Here is a 21,468-nt window from a genome sequence, read left to right as displayed (position 1 = left end):
TTTGACAAGATAAGCCTTTATCAAAAGAAATCTATCGATACCTTACACTATATAATCACTATGTGCAACCAATTGTTTTCTGCTTCTTTGTCGACTATAATAGATATAAAATTGATATATGTATTTGTACCCATTAGATAATGCAAATTTGTACATTACGTATCAAATTTTGTTAGTGTATAATAATACTACAACAAAATGAAACGCTTTTGCATAGCGAAAACTATAATACAAGCGTTTCAGTACTACAAAATAGTGAATATTTCCCTCCTCATGCTTCCTAAGGCTCCTGGCTATTCACAACAAAAGGAGGGGATATATTTTTTCAGTTGTGGAGTGTTTTAAATGGATAAGTTTAGAATTATCAGCGAAAGTGAAAAACTATCTTCCGTAAACCGTACTATCCGATTTAAGGCTGATATATATGAAAAATTTTTATATCTGAGTGAATCCCATCACATCACATTTAATAAAGTTATCAATCAAGCTCTAGAATATGCTCTTGATAATTTAGAAGAGGAATCCTCAGATTTTAAGGAGGATTGCCAGTGAAAAAAACTTACCGCTATAAAACTGCACAGGAATGTTATAAAAGAATCCAAGAATTAAACAAACTGCTGTTTGAATTGTTCTATCTCAGCAACGAAAAAGATCATGAAGCCATTCAAACCGTTATAAAAGAGATGAACATGCTGGGATATGAATTTATAGAACAACAAAAGGCAGAAAAATCCCGTCCGAAATAGAAAAACGCGAAAAAATCCGCTCCCTCCGTTCGCTCATAAATTTACAGCAGCCGCCTATAGAGATAAAATCGGAACGTTACACAATCTTTTCACCGTCAAATAAAAGTACGCCAAATCCATTTCCGACCGGATTACCTCTCTCTATCCAATCGAGAAAAGCTCTTTGAAGCGAGGTCTTTTTCGGCAGTCCTTCCGTTGAACCGTTGTATTTCTTTCCGAATATCCGCCATGCATGACTGAATTCATCGGAAGTTTCACTTTTTATGATATCAAAGTCATTCATAAAATCAAGAAGATTTGAGTGAGGCGGAAAAATACTCCGGTTCCCGGGATAAAGAAGCCATGAATGGCATACGATAGCCATCGGCTTTCCTTCCATCTCATTCCTGTAAAATGCATAAGCCTTTCGGTAAGAATCCATCCGCAGCTCCTTTGGCATTGAGCCCGACGACGGAATATGTATATTGTATACAGTATCCCCTTTCATTATGGTTGTATCGCCTTTTTTATATTCGTCAAAAGGGAAAGCAATTTTTTCATACTGAAACCGTCCAAGTCCGAAACGCTGTCTCCGATAAAATCCTTCAAACCATTCTATTACAAAGGTTCCCCATATATCATAAACCTCTTTGCATTCCAGTAATTTATAGGTTAAATCCCGCATGGAATTCCAATAAATGTCCAATGGTATATCCTGTTTTCTATAATAATCCATTAAGGGCTGGGCACAATACATTAAAAATAATAGATGTAATGTATAGTTGCTGAATTGGACTTTCGCCGCTATGTCATCCAGTTTCCCTGAAAGGACGGATAACCCGGTTATGGAATCTTCCTTCATAAATTGATGAACCATTTGCAGAAAATCATTCCTGACGTTCTCATCTAACTGCATATTCACTTTTTCCAGATACCTTTGTGCCTCATCTGGAAAATCAAGTTCCTTCATAAGTTTGTTTAAAAACTCCCGCACTTTATCTCCCATCCTTTCAATCTATTGAAAAATGATTGTATCTGTAACAAAATCATATACTGCAAAGTATATTAATGTTGCAAAGGACAATCGCGATTACTTTATCTGTGATTCGGAAAATGAAATTTTGTTTTATACTTTCGCTGTTCCAAATTCAATTTTGAGAAGATTAAATCTGTTTCAAATGATTTGAGTAAAGTAAAAGCAGGGCTTGAAGTCACAGGACACTGCTCATGCAATCTGTTGGGTTATCTTCCCGATAAAGGCTTCCCGATCTTTGTTATCAATCCATTGCATGCCATCCTATATCGCAGCTCTCACAAAGACTAAAACAGATAAGGTTGAGTCCGAATGTCTGACGCGGACTTAAAATCCTACTTGAATATATTATATCATAACAAAAAGTTGAAGTCACTAACAAGATACAGATTTAATAAGGTTCAGGAACAGACAAAGCTTAAATTCTGTTGCAAAGCTTATTAATATACTTTTCCACAAGCTTGTTTTTATTCAAAAAAATTCTGTTTATTTCCTGTTATTTTCTTATTATATAATTTTCTAAATATGATGATAAGATTGATATTTTAATCAAAAATAAGTATTTAAAACTATAAATTTGTAAAAAAAGAGTGTACTTTTCCGAAATATCATGTTATAATGCTCTATAAGCAGACCGTTTACAGAAAAATAAAAAACCGTATTTCTTTCCTCTAAAAAATAAAACACTCAAAAGAAAGGTCAAATTTCTGCACTCTGCTCATGAGGAAACATAACAGAAAACCATTCGGATCCGTTTTATACAGCAGAAATAAAAAAGAAAGGACGTGATTCATTCTGTCGATGGAAGCAAATGCCGGCTTGCCTCCATCAGAAAAAAGGGAAATCAAAAACTTATACTATCAGGAGGAACATCAAATGAAAAAGTACATAACTCTTTTCACAACTGTTTGCATGTTGTTGATGTGTTTCTCAGGAGTTATTACCCTTTCGCAAGAAACACAGGATTTCAGCAGTTATACCCCCATTGCGTCAGCGGAAGATTTTGCGCTTATTCAGAGTAATCCTTCCGGGAACTATGCTGTGACGCAGGATATCACCGTGCCGGTTACTGCAATGATCACCGGTGACTTTACCGGAAAGCTGGTCGGAACCAATGCGGATCGGACGGCAGAGGAAATGCGCATCATCAGCGTATCTATAACCGGCACTGATAACAAGGTAGGGATTGGCCTGTTTTCCGCTTTGAACACCGGTGCGGAAATTCGGAACATCACATTAAACGGCAGCGTGAAGTTTACCGGTACCGGCTCCTCCACCATGCCCGGAATCGGCGGGTTTGCCGGGGAGATCAAAACCGGCGCGACAAATATATCGGTTTCCAATTGTGTGAATAAAGCCTCTATAGATGGTCCCATTCGTGTCGGCGGCTTTTTGGGAAGAGTCAACAGCAACGGAGCTAATATTGTTCTTTCCGGACTGCGCAATGAGGGAGCTGTGACTGCCGTACATGTTTCCAATTACAGCAATGTGGGCGGAATTATAGGCTATGCCACAACAATGGCAGTTCCTGTCACAAACTGCGGCAATACCGGTGAGGTGACCGGTTCCACTGCAGCCGGTGCAAGAGCGGGCGGCATCGTGGGATGGTCTTATGCGTCGGTAAACAATTGCTATAACACCGGAAAAATCAAAATAAAAAATTTTGCCGGCGGAATTGTCGGGGTAGCCGCAAATAGCGCTAAGATAACAAATTGCTTCAACACGGGAACGGTGAACGCAACGGGCGGACAGGCAGCCGGAATTGTTGCAGACAGCCACACAAGTAAAAAAGTACGGTTTCCTGTACATATAATGCCGGAACGGTAACCGGATCCACGAAAGGGAATCCCATATACATCACCGCTTTGGCTTCTGCCTCCAACAACTATTATCTGTCTGAAAGTGCAGAGGACGATGGCTTAGTTGGAACGGAACCGTTGACAGATGCACAGCTGAAAGCACAAAGCGCTCTGGAGGGATTTGATTTTAACAGCGTGTGGATCTTTGACACTACCAACCCGAACTTCAGTTATCCCCAGCTTAGAAGTAACCGGCTGCCCTTGGATGTGGAAGAGCCGACTCCGCAGGGACCGATCCTCATCTCCTCCGCAGAAGAATTTTTAGAAATAAAAAGCAACGGAGAATACCGACTAACGCAGGATATTACTTTACCGGTGAACAGCTCTATCAAAAGTATTTTTACAGGAAGTCTGACCGGCTATGATGCGGCAGGTGAAACAGAGGAAATGAGAACGATTGCCCTGTCGATCGATACGCAGGAACCTGACGCTGCAGGGTTATTTTCTACCCTCGGTGAAAATGCCGCTTTGAAAAATCTTACCATCACCGGCTCTGTCAACGCACCAAAGGCAAGTAAAGTCGGCGCCTTCGCGGGAGAAATATTTCCAAACGGTACGACGGTTGCCCTTGAAAACTGCGTTAACCACGCTTCTGTAACCGGCAGCGAATTTGTCGGGGGAATTGTGGGAAGAGCCTATAACAGCGTCACCGGCATGAGTCTAAAAAATCTGAAAAATCATGGTGTAATTACCGCTACACTTACTAGCAACAGCAATGTAGGCGGTTTGTTCGGTCTGCTGGGTACAATCACTGGGTCGGCAGAAAATCTGGTAAACACCGGAAATGTTGTCGGAAAAGGAAGTCATGCAGGCGGCTTATGCGGCTGGTCCTATGCCAGAATACGAAGCAGCTTCAACACCGGAAATGTCACCGGAATGTCTGATGTGGGCGGTCTTGTCGGCCTTGCTTCCGGCAAACAAAACGAACTTATATCCTGCTATAATGCGGGAAGGGTAACCGCTTTCGCCGGTTCGGCAGGCGGCATTGCCGGAAATATCTCGACATCTCCGGTCATTGAAAACACCTATGCCCTTTGCAGCGTATACGGAGAAATCCGTAATCCCTTCGGTGTTTTGGGAAGCGGAGGCAATGGAAATGCCATAAAAAATTCCTATTATCAAAGCTTTACTGCCGAGGATGACGGTGTTGCCGGAACGACAGCGAAAACACTGGACGAAATCAAAACCCTTTCCTCTCTGTTAGGAGCTGATTTTGTGGCTCCAACCGCAGACTATTCTTATCCGGATCTCAAAAATAATCCGAATACATACGGAACAGAACTTTTTACGCTAAGCATTGAAAAAACGGGGAACGGCATGGTTGTAAACGAGGGCTCACACATTGTTCCGAAAAACAATCAGCTGGAATTATCTATACTGCCCGATAACGGTTACTATATGGAACAGCTTAGCTTTAACGCCGTGCCCGTGATGGGAAATGAAGTTGCGGATTATACCTATCTAACCCCTCCGATCACACAGAACAGTACGGTTTCTGTTCGGTTTGCCTTCAATGAGGAAGGCTTGCCGCAGATGCTGTCCTCTGCCAGCGGATTCTTCTCCGGAACGGATACGTTTCTTGTAGGCAATCAAACTGTAACCGCCCCTGTAGGAATTGTATTTTCCGGTATCAAAGCCACTTATGGAGAATATCAGAGAACAGATTACGGTATATTACTGTCCGAAACCACTATGACCCCGTCAGAATTTGTGGCGAATAACAAAAATGTTATAAAGCTTCCTGGAAAAAAAGCACCCAACGCTTACGGACATTTCGGAATCCGTTTTTACGGTGACAATATACAGACGGGCAAAACCTATTACACTCGTCCCTATGCGGTATTTTCTAACGGAAGTTCATCGAAAACCATATATGGAGATATCTTGGAAAGAACTATCGGACAGAGCAACAACGCTCCAGTTCTAGAAAAAAACTCTTTAAAGGTTCTCGCTATCGGTAACAGCTTTTCCAGAAACGCACAGCAGTATCTTCCCGATATTGCCAAAGCGGGGAACGTCAATCTGACGGTTGCGAATCTGTATATAGGCGGAGCCAGCCTGGAACAGCACGCTGCAAACGCCTCAAGCAACACTGCCGCTTATACCTTCTATCTCAACGGACAGGCAGCACCGGAAAAATACTCCATTTTGCAGGCGCTGGAAAGCGATAACTGGGATGTTGTAACCTTCCAACAGGGCAGTCTGACCAGTGTGGACTACGCTACTTACCAGCCCTATCTGCAATCCTTGTCCGACTATGTGAAACTCCACGAGCCAAATGCAGAACAGGTGATCCATCAGACATGGGCGTATCATCCGAAATTAAACAGAGTATCCGATCCTACTCATGCATCTTATATGGGAATGGATGCCGAAGGAATGTTCCAAAATTTAAAAACAGCTTACAGCAAGGCTGCTGCAAGTCTTTCTGCAAAAATCATTCCTACCGGTGAAGCATTCCATATCGCACAATCCATCGATCCCACGATTATGCTGCATGATACCGATTACTATCATGCAAACAGTTTTGGATGCTATTTGGCAGGCGCTGTATGGTATGAAGTACTTACCGGTCATCGGATTGAAGACAACAATTTCCGGCCGGAGGGAATGAGCGATACGGTTTGGAAAATCCTAAAAGCCAGCGCTCATCAGGCGGCGGAAGCTTATCGCAAATAACGCCGTTTCTCATATCCGATTCAAATAAAACCTTCCTGTTCAAACCGCTTTCGGTTCGTCAAAAAACGAAAATAATAAAAAATACCGTGCGGAAAATAAGAAATTTTCCGCACAATCAAAAAAGGCAGACACATGATAATAAACATGTTCCGCCTTTTTTGTTTTATCATATATTTTTGATTTTTACGAATCTTTTTCTCTTACGACACTCTTAAAAATAATATGATTTTTCAGACAAGACCATACCCGCGCACATATTTTCTGCTGATTTTAACCGGTAATTTCCCACTGGGTTTTTGAAGACCAAACAGGATATTCGTCATAGACTGCAAAGCCTGATCGCTATCGGTATAGGACACAAGCATATTAGCTGTTTTGGGAAGATGCGCAATCACATACGGATTTCCGAAAATCAAAGTGGTAACCGATTTGTTCTGTTTTGCCAGACAACGGATAAATTCAATCTGCTGTTCCGGAAGGGTTCCTCCGCCCTTCTCATGCACGTTCATTCTCACATAGTTCGCCACGATGACATGCTTGAACTTTTTGCTCAGATTCAAAGTACGGCTGATCTCTTCGTTATCCGGCGCTTCGGATATGGTTGTGATGGCAGTATTTCCATTGCGTTCCTTCACCGCTTCATATAATGTCATCGCTTTTGCGGTGATGTTAATTCCGAGATCCGTCAAGCTCCCCGTCCGCTCATCGTTTCGAGCGGAAATAATCAAAATTTCCTGTTCATTGGATAAAGGAAGTTCTTTATTCTCTAAAACAGTAATGGATTTTTCTATAATCTCTTCAGAAAGTCTCAGATGCTCTTCGTGCTGAAGAACTGCCTCTACTTCTCTCTGCTGCAACAGGGTCCTTTGATATGCCCCGCACCATTCTTTTGTCTGAAGAATTTTCATAACCTTCTGATCCAATTCCTTTTTGGGAATAACCTTATCCTTGACTGCTTTCAAAAGATCCTCCAACATTTCCATCGGTTCACTGTTATAGTCGTGAAGCAGCAGATCGTTCCCAGCCTGTGCCGCAATGACAGCCACCTCGTCGGAAGAATAGTGAGAAATGATTGTCTGGACGGAAAGACTGTCCGATACAATCAGGCCATTGAAGTTCATCACTCCCTTCAATTGTCTTACGATGGCTTTTCTGGAGAATGTAACAGGAACCTCCTCATCCTTCTGAATTGCAGGGACAAACACATGGGTAGTCATCATCCCCCTTATTCCATGCTGTACCGCTGACTGAAAAGGATAAAAATCATTGTTCTTTAATCCTTTAATCCCCTTGTCGACTACCGGAATAGCAATGCGGGGATCCTTATGGATATCGCCCATTCCCGGAAAATGCTTTCCGCAGGCGATCACGCCTTCCTCCTGCACGCCGTCAATATACCGGTTTGCATACTCCGCTACCACATGGGCGTCATCTGAAAAGGAGCGGATACCAATATAAGGGTTGTCCGGGTTCAGATTGACATCCAGCACAGGGCAAGTGATGATGTGATAGCCCAAAGCCTTTGCCTCCTGGGCAATCGCTTTGCCTAAACGATAAGCAAGCTCGGTATCCCCGGTTGCGGCAACCGCCATGTTGGAAGGAAATTCTGTTCCAAAACGGAACACTTGAGGAAGTCCTTTTTCACAATCCGTAAAAAACAAAGGCGGAATCTTCGATTCCTTTCGGATCTGATTGGTCAGTTCCATAATTTTTTTTATATCTGTACCACAAACGCTTCTGATAAAGTTTGAGCTGACGCCCCCGATAACCCCTTTCCGCAGCATGGTTAAGGTTGAACTGCGGAAGCCTCTTGAAATAATCAGTTGCCCCACTTTTTCTTCCAATGTCATATTAGAAAAAGCTTCTGCCGCGAATCCCATTTATTTCACCTCTGATTGAATCTCTTTTCTTTCTATCATATAAGAAATTGCTTCATTTTTCAATCAAAATTTAAAATAAATTTTGATTGTGGTGTATTTAAATTTGGATTGGACAGAAGCTTCTCGTTACAGCTGACTATTGATTTCTGTATGAAACCGCCTTCAGCTGAGGATATTGATAACCTTCCCGGAAAGTCCACTTCTCTTCCGGGAATATCATTTTCGCCTGATTAGAGAGAGCTCCGGAGGTCACGGAAATTCCGTTCGCCTCTTTTCCTCCCTGAATTCCTTCCAGATAGAAAACATAGCTTCCCAGTGTGGTCTTTGTATTTTCAATAGTCGGAACAATATATCCTCCCATTCCGTTGCCGGATATCACGTCGCCGACATTATATACTTCATCCAGGATTGTCGTTCCGTTCTTTGTCCGTATTCGGCTGACAATACCACCCGCCATTTTTGCCGATGTAATTGTCCCTGTATTGAACAGATATTTCATTGTTCCTCCCGCTCCCTGGCTGGCATATCCGGCAATACCGCCTGCCGTATCCAATGTAGAAGAGATGTTTCCCGTATTGTAAGCACCCTCTATGCTTCCTTGCAATGCACCGACAATACCGCCGATATTGTTGGAGGAGGAGGAAATATTACCGATATTATAACAATCGTAAATTTTGGCATTCGTATCCAAGAAACCTACAATACCCCCTAGCATTCCCGTTGTTGTATCCATAATATTGCCCGCGTTATAGCAATCGCGTATCACGGAATTCTGAAGCGCCGCTCCAACCAATCCGCCGCATTTGGTTCCCCCTTTGTAGGAGGCCTCCATCTCACTGAAACAATGGGAAATCTCCGTGTTTGTAATACTGGCGGCAAGCGCTCCAGATCCGGCAGCAGCCGTCAAGGTGCCTGCAACGCCAATATACTGAATATCGGCCCCGGAAATACTTTTAAACAATCCAACACTGACTCCTTTAGGATTGGAATAATGATAAGTAATCCGAACCGGACTGTTCTCGATACCATCCAGAGCACCTATCATACTTCCGGAGAAGGAGTCAATCGGTTTCAGTTCGTCCAGCGTGATGTCGCGGATAACCCTATAGTTTTTATTCGATTCCAAAGCAACGTTGTTCCAGTGCCTCTGGTTGGCAATCAGATAGCGATCCTCCAATGTGCCTGTTCCTCCTGCAAATAGAGTGGAAAAAGACAAGGCAGTTTCCAAAGTCAATGGTTCGTTTGTCTTGGACATTGCGGTAACCGTCACAGTGTAATCCCCGTCAAAGGTCAGTGCTGTCGTTTCTGCAATCACATATGCATTTTGAACTGCCTCCACGTCAAGCTTGATCTCCTGTAACTGATTTTTCACCTGAATTTTATAATTATAAGCCCCGGCAAAGCTGTCCCACGTCAGACTATAATTTTCCTGCCCGCCGTTATCCTGCCACTGCACCCGAAGGTTTTTCAGCAACTGCTTTTCAGGCGCTTTATGCTGATAAGACAAAGAGAGAACATCTGACTTGGAATAGTGAATGCCATCACCGTATGCGGTTACCTTCACAAGATATTCCCCGTATTCCAAAAGACCGTCTGTAATATCAATCTGCCGGTTTATTCCGCTGCCAACGAAATATTCTTTCGTCATACTTCCATTATACCAAACCTGAACCTGATATTGAAAATGCTGTGGATGCCCGCTCAACATTACTATCACATTTTGGTTCTGCTGCACAACTTCCGCAGCGGGCATTTCCGGAACAAGCGGTACCGTGTCTCCTTTTCCCAAATAAGTAAGTTTCTTGAGCTGCGGATAGGGATAATCGCCTTTTTTTACCCACAAGCCGGATGGAAAACAAAGCTCGCTTAGCTCTTTTACAATAAGTGGTTTTGTCTCTCCTTCAAAAGTCACCTCTCCCTGAATGCCATTCAAGTAATAAACGGAACTTCCGATTTTTATCTTTGCAGGGGCCTGTTTTAAGAGAAAAACATAAGCTGCGCTGTTGGGCGTATCCGCCGTGACGTCTCCGGCATTGTATACCTCATCGATGGTCGTGTCTCCGCTGGGATTGATATTGCAGGTAATGCCTCCTGCATTCTGTTTCGCATGGATTTTCCCGGTATTGAATGCATATTTTAAAGTGCCACCTGCCGATTGTCTCAAGTATCCGGAAATTCCTGCCGCCGTATTGGCTGTTGAAGTAATATCACCGCTGTTATAGCCTCCTTCAATGTTGCCGTATCCGGCACCCACCAAGCCTCCGGTATAATCCGCAGAGGCATTGATATCGCCCTCATTAAAGCAATTGAAGACTGACGCCATACTATTCAGATACCCAACAATTCCGCCAGTATTTAGTGCAGAGGAAAGGATGTCTCCTTTGTTGCCGCAATTTTGAATAACCGTACTCTGCGCTGTTCCGATCAAACCGCCGCACCATTTTTCCCCTACAAAATGCAGAGTCATCTCATTGACGCAATTGCTGATTTCCCCGCCTGTCGCTGTGGATACCAGAGCGCCGGAGATCGTGCCGGCCGTCATTTGACCGCTTAAAATAAGATTTTTGATAACCCCGCTGGAGGAGGTGATCAACCCCATGTTCCCCTTGGTGCCATCCTCAAAATTGTAAGTGATTCTAACCGGATTTTCTGCAATATTATCTTTTTCCCCAACCAGTGTTCCTGAAAATGCAGGAATTGGTTCTAATTGGCTCAAGCTGATATCTTTGATGATTTTAAAATTTTTATCCGGAGCCTGGCGAATATTCCGAAAATGCCGTTCGTTGGCAATGATATACGGATCATTAACTTCGCCGCTTCCTCCATAGAAAAGGGGCAGCTTCAAAGTTTTCTCCAGATACAGGGAGTCCGCAATCCCCTCCTTGCCGCTGAGGGTTTTAAACTTGATTTTAATTTCGCCGAGAGCGGTATATTCCTCCGGAATCACGGCGTATGTTCCATTCACGGTGAGCGGGATATCTTCATGTCCATTCACCAAAAAAACTTTATATTCCTTTGCGTTTTCAACTGCAGACCAAGTCAGAACAATAACGTCCTTCCCTGCTTCCTGCCGTTCCTCGCAGCGGATATCATCCGGAATTGCAACCGATTCAAAGGTAAGATGAAAGGTTTCCTCAGCAGAGTAAGCTGAGGTTTTGCTTCCCCTCACTGCGCGCATTTTAACCGAAAAAGTTTCCAGCGCAATCTGTTCTTCACCGATTAATTCATTAATTGCACTGCTGATATCGGCGCTGGTTCCCGTCAAACCGGTTAACTCCTTCTGCCCCCCGTTGCCGGCGGTAGTTCTTCTGAGTATCATTTCGTAGGAGGTTGCATTTTTGACAGATTCCCAATTCACTCTCCGATTCGCCGTATCTATCTGAATAATCACAGGTCTGGAAAGGCTGGGCTGTGTGCTTCCTCCACCGCCGCTCGATCCGCCTGAGCCGCCCGAACCGCCGGAACTGCCTGTGCTTCCCCCTATAATGGTACCGCCGGTTCCGCCCGGAACCTTTGTTCCGTTTTCCAATTCTTCCTGCTGTACCTTTTTGGCATAGAATTCTGTGCGCACCACCGTTGAAAACACCTCTGCACGGGTAATGTAATCGGTGGCCCGGAAACTTCCATCCTCGTATCCGTTTAAGATATTAATCTTCGCCAGTGCGGCAATATACGGAACTGCCCATTGCGGAATTTGATCCCGGTCGGTATAGGATATATCATTTTCATTTGCAAGAGGAAGACTCAATATTTTTGTGTATGCTACGCATACCTCACTTCTGGTGATTCTTTCGTCTGGATTTCCCAATCCGTTCTGATCGCCTGAAAAATATCCCTTCTGTTTCGCCGCTGCCATTTCACCGGCATACCATGCCTCTGCGGAAACGTCAGGAAAATTCATTTCCGCCTTTTCCGTAAACCCAAAGTCTTTGTTAATCACCTTTGCAAATTCGGCTCTTGTGATAAATTCATCCGGGCGAAGTCCGTCGTCATCCCCGCTGATCACTCCTTTTTCATACAGATATTCCATCTCCTTTTGCGCCCAGTGGTTTGCTGACGTCACAAACGGACAGGAAACTTGCGCGAATAAGAATGACGCTGTAACAACAGACAAAATTCGTTTTAATTTCATTATGTTTCCCCCTTACCGCACATATTTGCTGTGCTTCTCACTGAAATTGATGATAATCATCTGGGTATAAACACCATAGGTGGACATGGAATAAATCCTGGATGCTTTATAGATCCCGTCCGTGGAAAGATCGCCGCTATACATGCTTGCAGTTTTCAAATCAGCCGCAGTTCCCTCCCTTTCCCGGAACCGACAGCCGTCGTGTTCCACATCACATTCAATCTCCTCAATGACGCGAGTATTCACAGCGGCAATATCGATATACCGATCCAAATAAAACGCTGCATTTTCATTCCCGATATATTCAGCAAAATTTCCGATTTGGGAGGTAGTTCCTCTCGCCGGAACCCTCACCTTCAACGCTGTCCCATTCAAGTCCATTGCAGCGGAAAGCATCATATTATAGGTGGATTCATAGTTAAAGCTGGGACCGACTCTCTGATCAAAGGGGCAGTCAATATTTGTCTTTGCATAGAACGTGTTGGTGTATGGAGCAACCGGCATGCTGGCGCGTGCAGAACCGCAGGTTTTTGAGTTGATCAGGCTCATGTTCAGATCTCTCTGAATATGGCTGAGCTTTCCATCGGTCTCCTCCGCGTAAATAATATCCCCCTGTTTCAGCGGCTCCACTTCGTTGTACGTTACCGTTTCATTCGGCTGACCTGCATTGACAATGGAACCGATGGTCTTTCCGCCGTAAATCAAGTTTTTGTACCAGGGTGCAAGAATATCCGGATCAACCACCATGGATTTCTCCTGCCCATTTTGAGAATAATAAATTTTATCCATCAACTCACCGCTCTGTTCGTCAAAGCAGCTTGTTCTTTTCAAGAACATATAAAAAGGCGATTGATAAGGAACCTTGTTTTGCATATATCCAACGCTTCCGCGCACAACAGCAAATTCTGCCACTCCTGTGTAGGGATCCACGTTGTACGCCTGAATGTCATATTCCATACGGTTCGAAAGCTGTGCGCTGGTCAGAACCTGATAATTCCGTGCTTTGTTCAAATCCTGTTCAAAAAGGTTTGTAGCTGTTTTGCTGTATCTGTTGAAATTGTTGCGGGCAATCTCTTCCTGCATATGATAGCGATCCACATCGGGAACTTTCAATATGATCGTCTCGCCGGTTAAAAAGAAGCTTCCGTCAAAGGTTCGTCCGTTCATGCTGTAACTTAAAAGCCTCGGTACTCTCACGCCCGCTTTCAATGCCGCCGGATCGCTCTGTTCCATCGAAGCATCGTCATAGGTAAGCGCGTCCGTATCAATGCTGACGATTTTTTTGTCCGCGTTCTGTTTGACAATCGCCGGTCTCGGAACAATACTGGTATAATTCTTGTTTAAGCTTTCCGTTTCTGCCCGTTCCGGAATGGTGACCGTACCGTCCGGACGCAGACAGAGCATATCCTGCAATTCTTCAAAAAGAGAGTGGGCTTTGGTTCCATCTGTTTTCAGACCATCCGGTCTCTTTCCGTCTATCGTTATTTTGGATGAGAGGGGCTGGGTGAAGATTTCTCCCTCCGCACTGTAATAACGAAGCAAAATCTCATCCTCGAGTCCGCTTTCCTGCTGCATATCAATCAGATAGGCAAAACCGCGCCCATCGCTTGACATTTTTCCAATATAAGCGATTTTTCCTGTCGCATCCAGCGAGTAAGAAATTTCACTGCCGCTTCTCAGCTGCCCCATCAAATTCGGCTTCAAATCCAGATAAAGTTTGGAGATTCCCAGCTGCTGTCCGTTTACAATCACGATGTTTTCTTCCGGGATAAGCCCTTCCACTTTTCCCTGTCCGCTCTGGTCGCCGACATAGGCTGTGTATAATGTCTTACCGTTTACTTTACCGGCTGATTTGGCTACGGAAAGAATGTCCAGCCGATTTAAAGCTTCCGGTTCAATCAAACTGCCGTTTTTATAGATGCGGAAGGACACGGCATCTTTATCAGAATAATCAATATTATTTCTGGGGCTTTGCAGGCACTGAATCACCTGTGCGGCGCTGTTCACCTGATCGACAACCAAATTGTAATCGAAGGAGTTTATCGCCAGATGATTTGCAATTTTGGAATCGCCGTTGTCGATCAGCGTGATATATCCCTCTTTCGGCTTGAGATCCTCCGTAGTATATGAGGATTTTTTCATACCGTTCACCGTTACATACATGGCTTTTTTCCCAAAGGAAAGTTTCCGGTATTTGTCGGAATTCTTCTCTTCCTCATACTCGATATAGTCGGTTTGTGCGGAGATAATAGAATCCGCCGCAATGGTGATTACCTTTACGCTTCTGTGGGGAACACAATAGATCACCGTGCTCTTGCCCGTTGTTTTATCTTCCTTTGCGAATAAGCGTACTCTGTATCCCAAATAGCTGTATGCCTGACTGTTTCCCGTCAGCATAGACAGTGTGTTTTCAGTTTTGATATCCCGAAATAAAATCTCATCACTGTTTAAGACTTCCTCCCCATTCAGGGAAGCGTGACCGTCACTGAGAATGACACCGTCATACTCTTCGATCCCCAGACGCTGGGAAAGCACGTTTTTTCCCTCTAAAATCTCCATTGTCTCGCTGTCCGCAGTGATGCCGGCAATGGACATGACATCCACAAACAAAGAATTGTAAATCAGCTTTGCCGCCTTATAGAAGGTTACCTCTCCGGAAGGAGCATTCCGCAGAATTCCTGTCTCCTGCGCAATATTGTAATAACCGGTGGGATATCCGCCCTTTTTCTGTGCATATTTTCCGTATCCCAAAGCATTGATAAGCATTGTCACAGCATCCTGATAAGAGATGATATCGTCGGGATAAAAATTGGAAAACATATCGCCGGAGATAATTCCCAAATCTTTCAGCGAGCGTATCTCTCCATAATATTTATGATTGCTTTTCACATCAGTAAATGCGTCCGGCAGTGTGTCAGACGGAGAAAATGCAATCACCGGATGCATAATCTTTGCAACCATGTCAGCAAATTCGCTTCGCTTGACCTGTTTATCCCCGTCAAAGGATTTTGGAAGAATCTGCAGATTCTGCAGCAACTCCACTTCCGTTTGATAGGGAGTCTGTGCCTCATTCGCTTTTGCCGGCAATTGATAGTCCGGTATTATAAAAGCGAAAAAAAGTAAAATGGCAAGACTGATTCCAATCAAATTCTTGTGTCTCATGTTTCCCTCTCCTTTTTGAAATCTTGTTTGTAATAATTATCCAAACAAAAAGACTGAATCTCTCTTTTTGGAAATAAAAATGTCTTTTTTTCATTTTTATAACTCTAAATTATCATATTTTGAAAGAAAAGTCTATACTTTTTCAAAAAAATATGTTATAATTCCCACAAAAGATATTTAAGGAGGCGAATTTTGATGCACAAAATTTTTTTCAGAAAAACAAAGAGATTTTTCGGCATTTTGCTGCTCTGTCTGTTTATCATTCAACTGCTCCTTCCTCTTCCGTCCACTGTTCTGGCAGAGGATGAAACAATTCCGGAGGAATCCGTTGAGGAAGCGCTTCCATCGGAGGAGACCGGAGAGGAGATTCCCGAAGAACACGTCCCTTCCAGCGGTAATATTCAACAATTTCCTCTGAAAGTGCAGGGACATCCCAGACTTTATTTCACAGCAGACGAGCTGAAAGAACTGCAGAAAAAATCTGCGGATGAAACAGTTTCCGCATCCGGTTTGTCCGGAAAAAAGCTTTGGGATACGCTGGAACAGGCCGCAAAGGGCTTTCTGACGGAAAAATCCGTTTCGATCACCTATTATAACAGCTATCAGCTCTCTTTCCCGATGCCGCCCAAACAGTTAGGACCCATGTCAGTTCCGCCGGGATATACCGGAGGCTCCGCTTATCCTTATTGGATAGCCTATGTAAAAGCCATACAGGAACGAATTGAAACCCTCAGTCTTTCTTACTGTATCACAGGAAAGCAGGAATATGCGGAAAAAGCAAAACAGTATGCTCTGGAAGTTGCACGCTGGAATACCTGGGTGGATGCGCAAAATCTCCAGGCCAATACGGTCTGCTATTTGGAGACAACCCATCTGACGCTGGCAGTCAGCGGCGCTTATGATATGCTTTATGACCTTTTTACTCCCCAGGAGAGAAAAGAACTGGAAAACGCGATTCTGACAAAAGGGCTTACCTTATTATATCAGGATACGGAGCAAAAGGTGGATCACAACATTTATATGATGAAAAACTGTTCGATGGGCTTTGGTGCAGCGGTTCTTCTGGGCACAGAGCCCACGGCTGACAAATACTTATCAAGGGCTATGGAATATTATAAATGGTATTTGGATATGCGTTTAAGTTCCGGACAGCAAGAAGGCTTAATGTATACCAGCTATTCTATGGAAAATCTGATGAAATCTGTCGATGCCACTGCAAGGGTAACCGGTATGCGTGATCTGGTTGAACATCCTTACATTGACGATTATGTGGTAAATTGGGTTATCTATTCTCTGATTCCAGGCGGCAGCGGACTCGTGAATTTTTCGGATGGCTCCGTCAGCAACTATTTCTTCAACACGCTCAGCATTGCCGCCAACTGGCTAGAAAACGGCTATGCTGGCTGGTATATTGCAAATACTACTTCCACAGCCAGCAATTTTGAAAAATTTTTGTATTATAATCCTAATATGAAAATCACGCCTCCTGACGATCTCCCCAACTCATTGGTACTGGAGGATATCGGATGGGCGGATCTTCGGACAGGCTGGTCAAGCAATGATACCCTTCTGTCTATGGTGAGCAACAATTCCAAATTGGGGCATAACCATTACGATCAGAACAGCTTTATTTTAGGCACAGGCAAGACAACACTTGCCGCGGACCCCGGTTATCAGGATTATTCAGCGGGACCTGTCCGTTCCTTTACCATCTCATCAGGACACAACACAATTTATGTAGACGGACGGGCGCAGTCCATCAGAGGAAATGGTTCCATCAAGGAGGAATTTCTTTCACCCTCTTATGATTATGTTATCGGTTCCGCACCAGGCGCTTATGCTCCCGATCTTGGTTTAAAACGCTTTGATCGTCACATTGTACGCACCGGATCTGGTCACTATGTCATGATGGATGATCTAAAAACAGATAAAGACCGCAGTTTCCAGTGGCAGATATTCTCCGGGATTCCGGCACAGTTTGAAATTGACGGTCAGACAGCTCCGACCGGAACCAAAAAAGAAGGTTCCCATCTCTATATAGAAAAAGGAACTGCACAGCTGGCTGCAAAATTCTTATCTCCCGAACCGCTGGAGATGAATGTCTATCTCCAGCCGGGTGTCGAGCGGTATGGCCCTCTCGCCAGAGTGGGAAGTACAACTCCTGCGACCTCCTATCGCTTCCTAACTGTAATGAAGACCAGCCAGATGAGCGGAAGCACAAAAATTCTTGATTTGGGAGACCCTGTTGAAACATCGGGACAAGGCTACAAAAGCATGGATATCAACGGTTCCGCCGTTTTCTTCTATCGCTCCATTAAATCAGACGATTATATCACCTTTGAATTTAACGTGGAGGAAACCGGTGATTACGACGCCAGCATGATCTTTGTAAAAGCACCGTCCTATGCACAGGTTCAGGTTTCCATTGACGGAAAGGATGTGGGCGAGGTATACGACGGCTACGATCCGGAGGTCATTATCGCACCGGATCACAGCCTAGGAAGACTGCATCTGGAAAAAGGAAAACATCGCATCAAATTCCAGGTGCTCGGAAAACAGGAAGAATCGACAAACTACTATATCTGTATGGATTCTCTTGCCCTGCTTCCGGTGAAAGACGAAGCGGCTCAACAGCAGCAACGCAAGGTGAAAGTTGATGCTTCTCTGATTCAGGAAAACGGTGTTTATGGTACCTCAATTAACGTTGAACAGGGAAAAGAGTACGTCCTCTTCCAGACAGGAACAGAACCCTATGAAGCTCAGGGCATTCAGAGTGATTCCTTCCAGACGGTTGTCGGAGTTGACAAAAACAATATGCCCTCCTCCTATGCGATGACGGATGGAACCACATTGAAATATCAGGGAAAAACATTACTTCAAAGCGATGGTCTTCGCTTCTGTGGTTCTCTTTATCCAGAAAAAAAAGATGGATTTACAGCATCCTTCCAGTTGGTGGAGGAGTCCAAGATCACATTCTACACAGGAGGTCCTGTCATTGTTTATCTGAATGGAAAACGGCAGAATAATGCCTTTTATGACACGGAAACCGGAACGGTTCGAATGAAGCTTCCCGCCGGGGTTACCGAGCTATACATAAAAAAAGAGCCAGCAGAACAGCCGGGCGGCGGCATGAATCCTCCTTCGAGCTCACCGGAAGAGAAGCCAGAAATGCCATCCGTGACTCCCCCTCCGGGATCCGGTCAGATTATTATCCCCACCACCCCCGTATTTCAGGATATCAATGGTCACTGGGCACAAAATGATATTGTTTCTATGACGACAAAAGGAATTATCAAAGGAATCAGCAATACGAAATTTGCCCCAGACGCAGAAATCACCCGTGCGGAATTTGCCGCTCTGCTTCAAAGAGCATTGGGCATTGTCGGAAAGAACCCTCAAATTCCTTTTCATGATGTGACCCCAAAGGATTGGTATGCCGTATGCGTGCAGGCCGTTTACGAGCACGGTTTCATGAACGGAAGCGACGGTATGTTCCGCCCTGATGATGCCATAACACGGGAAGAAATGGCTAAGGTTATTCTTGCGGTGTATAAAAACAAAATCGGAAAACCCGATGAATCACCTGCTTATTTGGAAAAATTCCAGGATAAAAATCAAATTTCCAACTGGGCTGTCAGCGGTGTAGCCGGCTGTGTACAGGCGGGGATTCTGAAAGGCCGTTCCGAAAACAGATTTGAGCCGCATGGAACGTTAACGCGGGCAGAATGTGCCGCATTGTGGGCAAGATTATTGGAAAGGATGCAAAATTCATGATAAAAACAGCTGAGGCCCTCCAAATAATTGCCTCAAAAAACAAAAATGCTGACTCATTTCTCGATGGAAAAGAGAATCTCGCAACTGATATAAAAGATACCATGCTCCTCACATTGGTTTCCATATGCGAGGAGGTAAAAAAATTGGTGCAGGAAAATGGTGAAATCCAGGTAGATCATCTCTTTAACATCTATGGTCAATGCACGGGATTTTACTTTGCGACCCTGTATCAGTATCAGGACAAGAATAATCCCTATTATAAAGATCCAGAATTGCTGGTCTATATGAAAAAATGTTGGGATTACTACATCTCCCTTGTGAATGAGGAAGGAAAAACTCACATACTCACTTTTGGACAATCCTGGGGATATGTATATGAAGAATGGAATACGCTTCACTTGATGAACACCGTTGAACTGTTAAAGGATGTTCTGGACAAGGATACGGTCAATCGTTACAGCCAAGTAGTGCAACGTTCCTGTGAAGGTCTTGCCCGCTCCATAAAAGAACAATTTCAATGCAAATCCTTTCAAAACGATTTAAAAAATCATTCTGTCCCCAACCATTTTATCTGGTCCCTCGTCTGCATTTACCGATATGCAGTTCTAAGTGTTCAACCCAAATTGCAAGAAGAATGTGACAGAATGATGGAGGATATCTGTAAGGCTCAGCTTCCCTTCGGCGCTTTTCTGGAAGGCGGTTCCCTGGTGGTGCTTTACAGCCATACCACATTGGGTGCACTGGCTCTTTACAGTGCATACTGCGGTAATAAAAATGCCACTGTATACCAGGCTGTCCTGCAAAACATTGATTATCTAAATAAATGCTATTATCAAGGAATTGAAATCATCGGCTGCTTTGACTCGCGGAATCGCGATGAAAAAAGAGGGGCTTTCCCTCATATTCCCGGTGCATTTCTCAAAGATGAAACATGTCGGATGTTTGCTTCTCGCCATGTCAGCGCATATCATAAAGACAACAGCGATCTGATCCGCATTCAGCAAAGTCTCGGTTTTTATTGCGCCTCCTTCGGTACAGTTGACGAAAACAGCCCCCTAAAATTATCTAGCCCCGAGGAGCAGGAAGTGGTGTACATTGATCGGATGACTCCTCCCCTTGCGGAATATTCGGAAGAGCCTTTCAATACGTTGAAAATTCAAAAAAAAGGATTTGTTATCCCAATCTGCCTTCTCCCGAATAAAGCGGAGGATTTCAGATGGTATTTACAGCGTCAAAATCTGCTGAGCGTTTATCACCTGGAAAAAGGACTTTTGATGGGAGGAGGTCATTCCCATGGAATGCCCGAGTTTTCCTGCTTTAATGTGATTTCCAATGGCAGACTGGAGTATCTTCACACAAAAGGTCATTTTGAATCTCCGGAACATTTTGACCTGTGGTATCATGATACCAAATGCGAAATAAAAATCCTTTCAATCACCGAAAAAGAGATAACTCTCCGCTATGCCGCTCAGAATTTAAAGGAAACCGACCGGGTGCTTGTAAATATCCCAGTTCCTGTTTCATTTTATCAGCAGCTTCAATGCGGAGAAAAAAAGCTTGATTTGAAACAACTACAATATTCCTCTGAAAAGCTTCCTGCCGGAACGGTTATTTCCAGTGAGAAATGTTCTTTCTCACTGAATCATGATTGCATTTTTAGATATCCGGTCTTTGCCTTTGATACCTATATGCAAAAGCAGACTCCGAATCGAAAAAACGCTTTCTTGATTCTTACAGTAGAGTTGGATTATTTAGATTCTAATGCAATTCTCTATATTTTCTTATAAAATGAATCTTTTTTACTCGAACTTATTCAGCTTTGGAATATAGTATAAAATCGTCGTCAGAATTATAACTCTGATGACGATTTTATATTCATTAACACTTAAAAACATTCCATATATACACTATTGTTAGAATCCCTGTAAAATTTCCTCCGATTATCCTATATATTCTTTCAATAGAGAAAGCAGTCCCCCCTTTTTTATTAACTTATGACTTCTCCATGACCGAAAGCTCTTATCGTAAAAAATGTTTACGGAAATCTACACACATTATGATGAGATGCAAGATATGCATCGAGAAGCTAGAGCAATATATAGTCAACGAAAAAGTCCTGTCAGTTTGGTGTCTGAATAGAAAAATTAGTAAAACAAAAACCCTACAACCTTAGCGGTTGCAGGGTTTTTGTTTGTGGTGAGCCATCGGCGATTCGAACGCCGGA

At 43.7% G+C, this 21,468-nt stretch carries 10 protein-coding genes; 6 read left to right on the top strand and 4 right to left on the bottom strand.

Features of this window, described 5'->3' with window-relative positions:
- The first annotated feature begins 345 nt into the window (after window positions 1–345).
- Window positions 346–552, top strand: coding sequence for a hypothetical protein (locus KQI32_RS09580; RefSeq protein WP_177690454.1), 207 nt, complete (start codon window positions 346–348; stop codon window positions 550–552).
- Window positions 549–746 (top strand): hypothetical protein, encoded by a 198-nt coding sequence (locus KQI32_RS09575; protein ID WP_177690456.1) that lies wholly within the window; start codon window positions 549–551, stop codon window positions 744–746. The genes KQI32_RS09580 and KQI32_RS09575 overlap by 4 nt, the downstream gene beginning before the upstream one ends.
- Window positions 747–822: 76 nt before the next feature.
- Here KQI32_RS09575 and KQI32_RS09570 read toward each other — a convergent pair whose 3' ends face one another.
- On the bottom strand, window positions 823–1,731 hold the full coding sequence (locus tag KQI32_RS09570) for an acyltransferase domain-containing protein (protein WP_256443658.1): 909 nt from the start codon (window positions 1,729–1,731) through the stop codon (window positions 823–825).
- Window positions 1,732–2,634: 903 nt separating this feature from the next.
- Between KQI32_RS09570 and KQI32_RS09565 the strand changes: the two genes are divergently transcribed.
- Together KQI32_RS09565 and KQI32_RS09560 are read left to right on the top strand one after the other, a co-directional pair.
- Window positions 2,635–3,585: a GLUG motif-containing protein gene (locus KQI32_RS09565; protein WP_216424846.1), complete on the top strand. Its 951-nt coding sequence runs from the start codon at window positions 2,635–2,637 to the stop codon at window positions 3,583–3,585.
- Between the two features lie 38 nt (window positions 3,586–3,623).
- A complete protein-coding gene (locus tag KQI32_RS09560) occupies window positions 3,624–6,296 on the top strand; it encodes a DUF4886 domain-containing protein (RefSeq protein ID WP_216424845.1) in 2,673 nt (890 codons plus the stop codon).
- 230 nt (window positions 6,297–6,526) lie between these two features.
- Here the strand turns inward: KQI32_RS09560 and KQI32_RS09555 are convergent, their stop codons facing one another.
- The 3 genes from KQI32_RS09555 to KQI32_RS09545 form a co-directional block, all read right to left on the bottom strand.
- Entirely contained in the window at window positions 6,527–8,176 is a 1,650-nt protein-coding gene (locus KQI32_RS09555) for a glycoside hydrolase family 3 protein (RefSeq protein ID WP_216424844.1), read from the bottom strand.
- Between the two features lie 136 nt (window positions 8,177–8,312).
- Entirely contained in the window at window positions 8,313–12,308 is a 3,996-nt protein-coding gene (locus tag KQI32_RS09550) for an S-layer homology domain-containing protein (protein ID WP_216424843.1), read from the bottom strand.
- A gap of 12 nt (window positions 12,309–12,320) precedes the next feature.
- A complete protein-coding gene (locus KQI32_RS09545) occupies window positions 12,321–15,470 on the bottom strand; it encodes an S-layer homology domain-containing protein (protein WP_216424842.1) in 3,150 nt (1,049 codons plus the stop codon).
- A gap of 195 nt (window positions 15,471–15,665) precedes the next feature.
- Here KQI32_RS09545 and KQI32_RS09540 point away from each other — a divergent pair, with 195 nt between their 5' ends.
- Window positions 15,666–19,244: an S-layer homology domain-containing protein gene (locus KQI32_RS09540; RefSeq protein ID WP_216424841.1), complete on the top strand. Its 3,579-nt coding sequence runs from the start codon at window positions 15,666–15,668 to the stop codon at window positions 19,242–19,244.
- A gap of 143 nt (window positions 19,245–19,387) precedes the next feature.
- A complete protein-coding gene (locus KQI32_RS09535) occupies window positions 19,388–21,031 on the top strand; it encodes a hypothetical protein (protein WP_216424840.1) in 1,644 nt (547 codons plus the stop codon).
- Window positions 21,032–21,468 lie beyond the last annotated feature (437 nt).

The sequence above is a fragment of the Acetivibrio sp. MSJd-27 genome (genome assembly GCF_018918095.1).
Lineage (GTDB): Bacteria > Bacillota > Clostridia > UMGS1840 > HGM11507 > HGM11507.
Note: the sequence above shows the minus strand (reverse complement) of the source record. Positions and strands in the feature narration are given on the sequence as shown.

Bases quoted from the DNA above. Each gene is read 5' to 3' on its own strand.
- KQI32_RS09580 (WP_177690454.1), top strand. From the start codon at position 346: ATGGATAAGTTTAGAATTATCAGCGAAAGTGAAAAACTATCTTCCGTA.
- KQI32_RS09570 (WP_256443658.1), bottom strand. From the start codon at position 1,731: ATGGGAGATAAAGTGCGGGAGTTTTTAAACAAACTTATGAAGGAACTT.
- KQI32_RS09565 (WP_216424846.1), top strand. From the start codon at position 2,635: ATGAAAAAGTACATAACTCTTTTCACAACTGTTTGCATGTTGTTGATG.
- KQI32_RS09555 (WP_216424844.1), bottom strand. From the start codon at position 8,176: ATGGGATTCGCGGCAGAAGCTTTTTCTAATATGACATTGGAAGAAAAA.
- KQI32_RS09550 (WP_216424843.1), bottom strand. From the start codon at position 12,308: ATGAAATTAAAACGAATTTTGTCTGTTGTTACAGCGTCATTCTTATTC.
- KQI32_RS09545 (WP_216424842.1), bottom strand. From the start codon at position 15,470: ATGAGACACAAGAATTTGATTGGAATCAGTCTTGCCATTTTACTTTTT.
- KQI32_RS09540 (WP_216424841.1), top strand. From the start codon at position 15,666: ATGCACAAAATTTTTTTCAGAAAAACAAAGAGATTTTTCGGCATTTTG.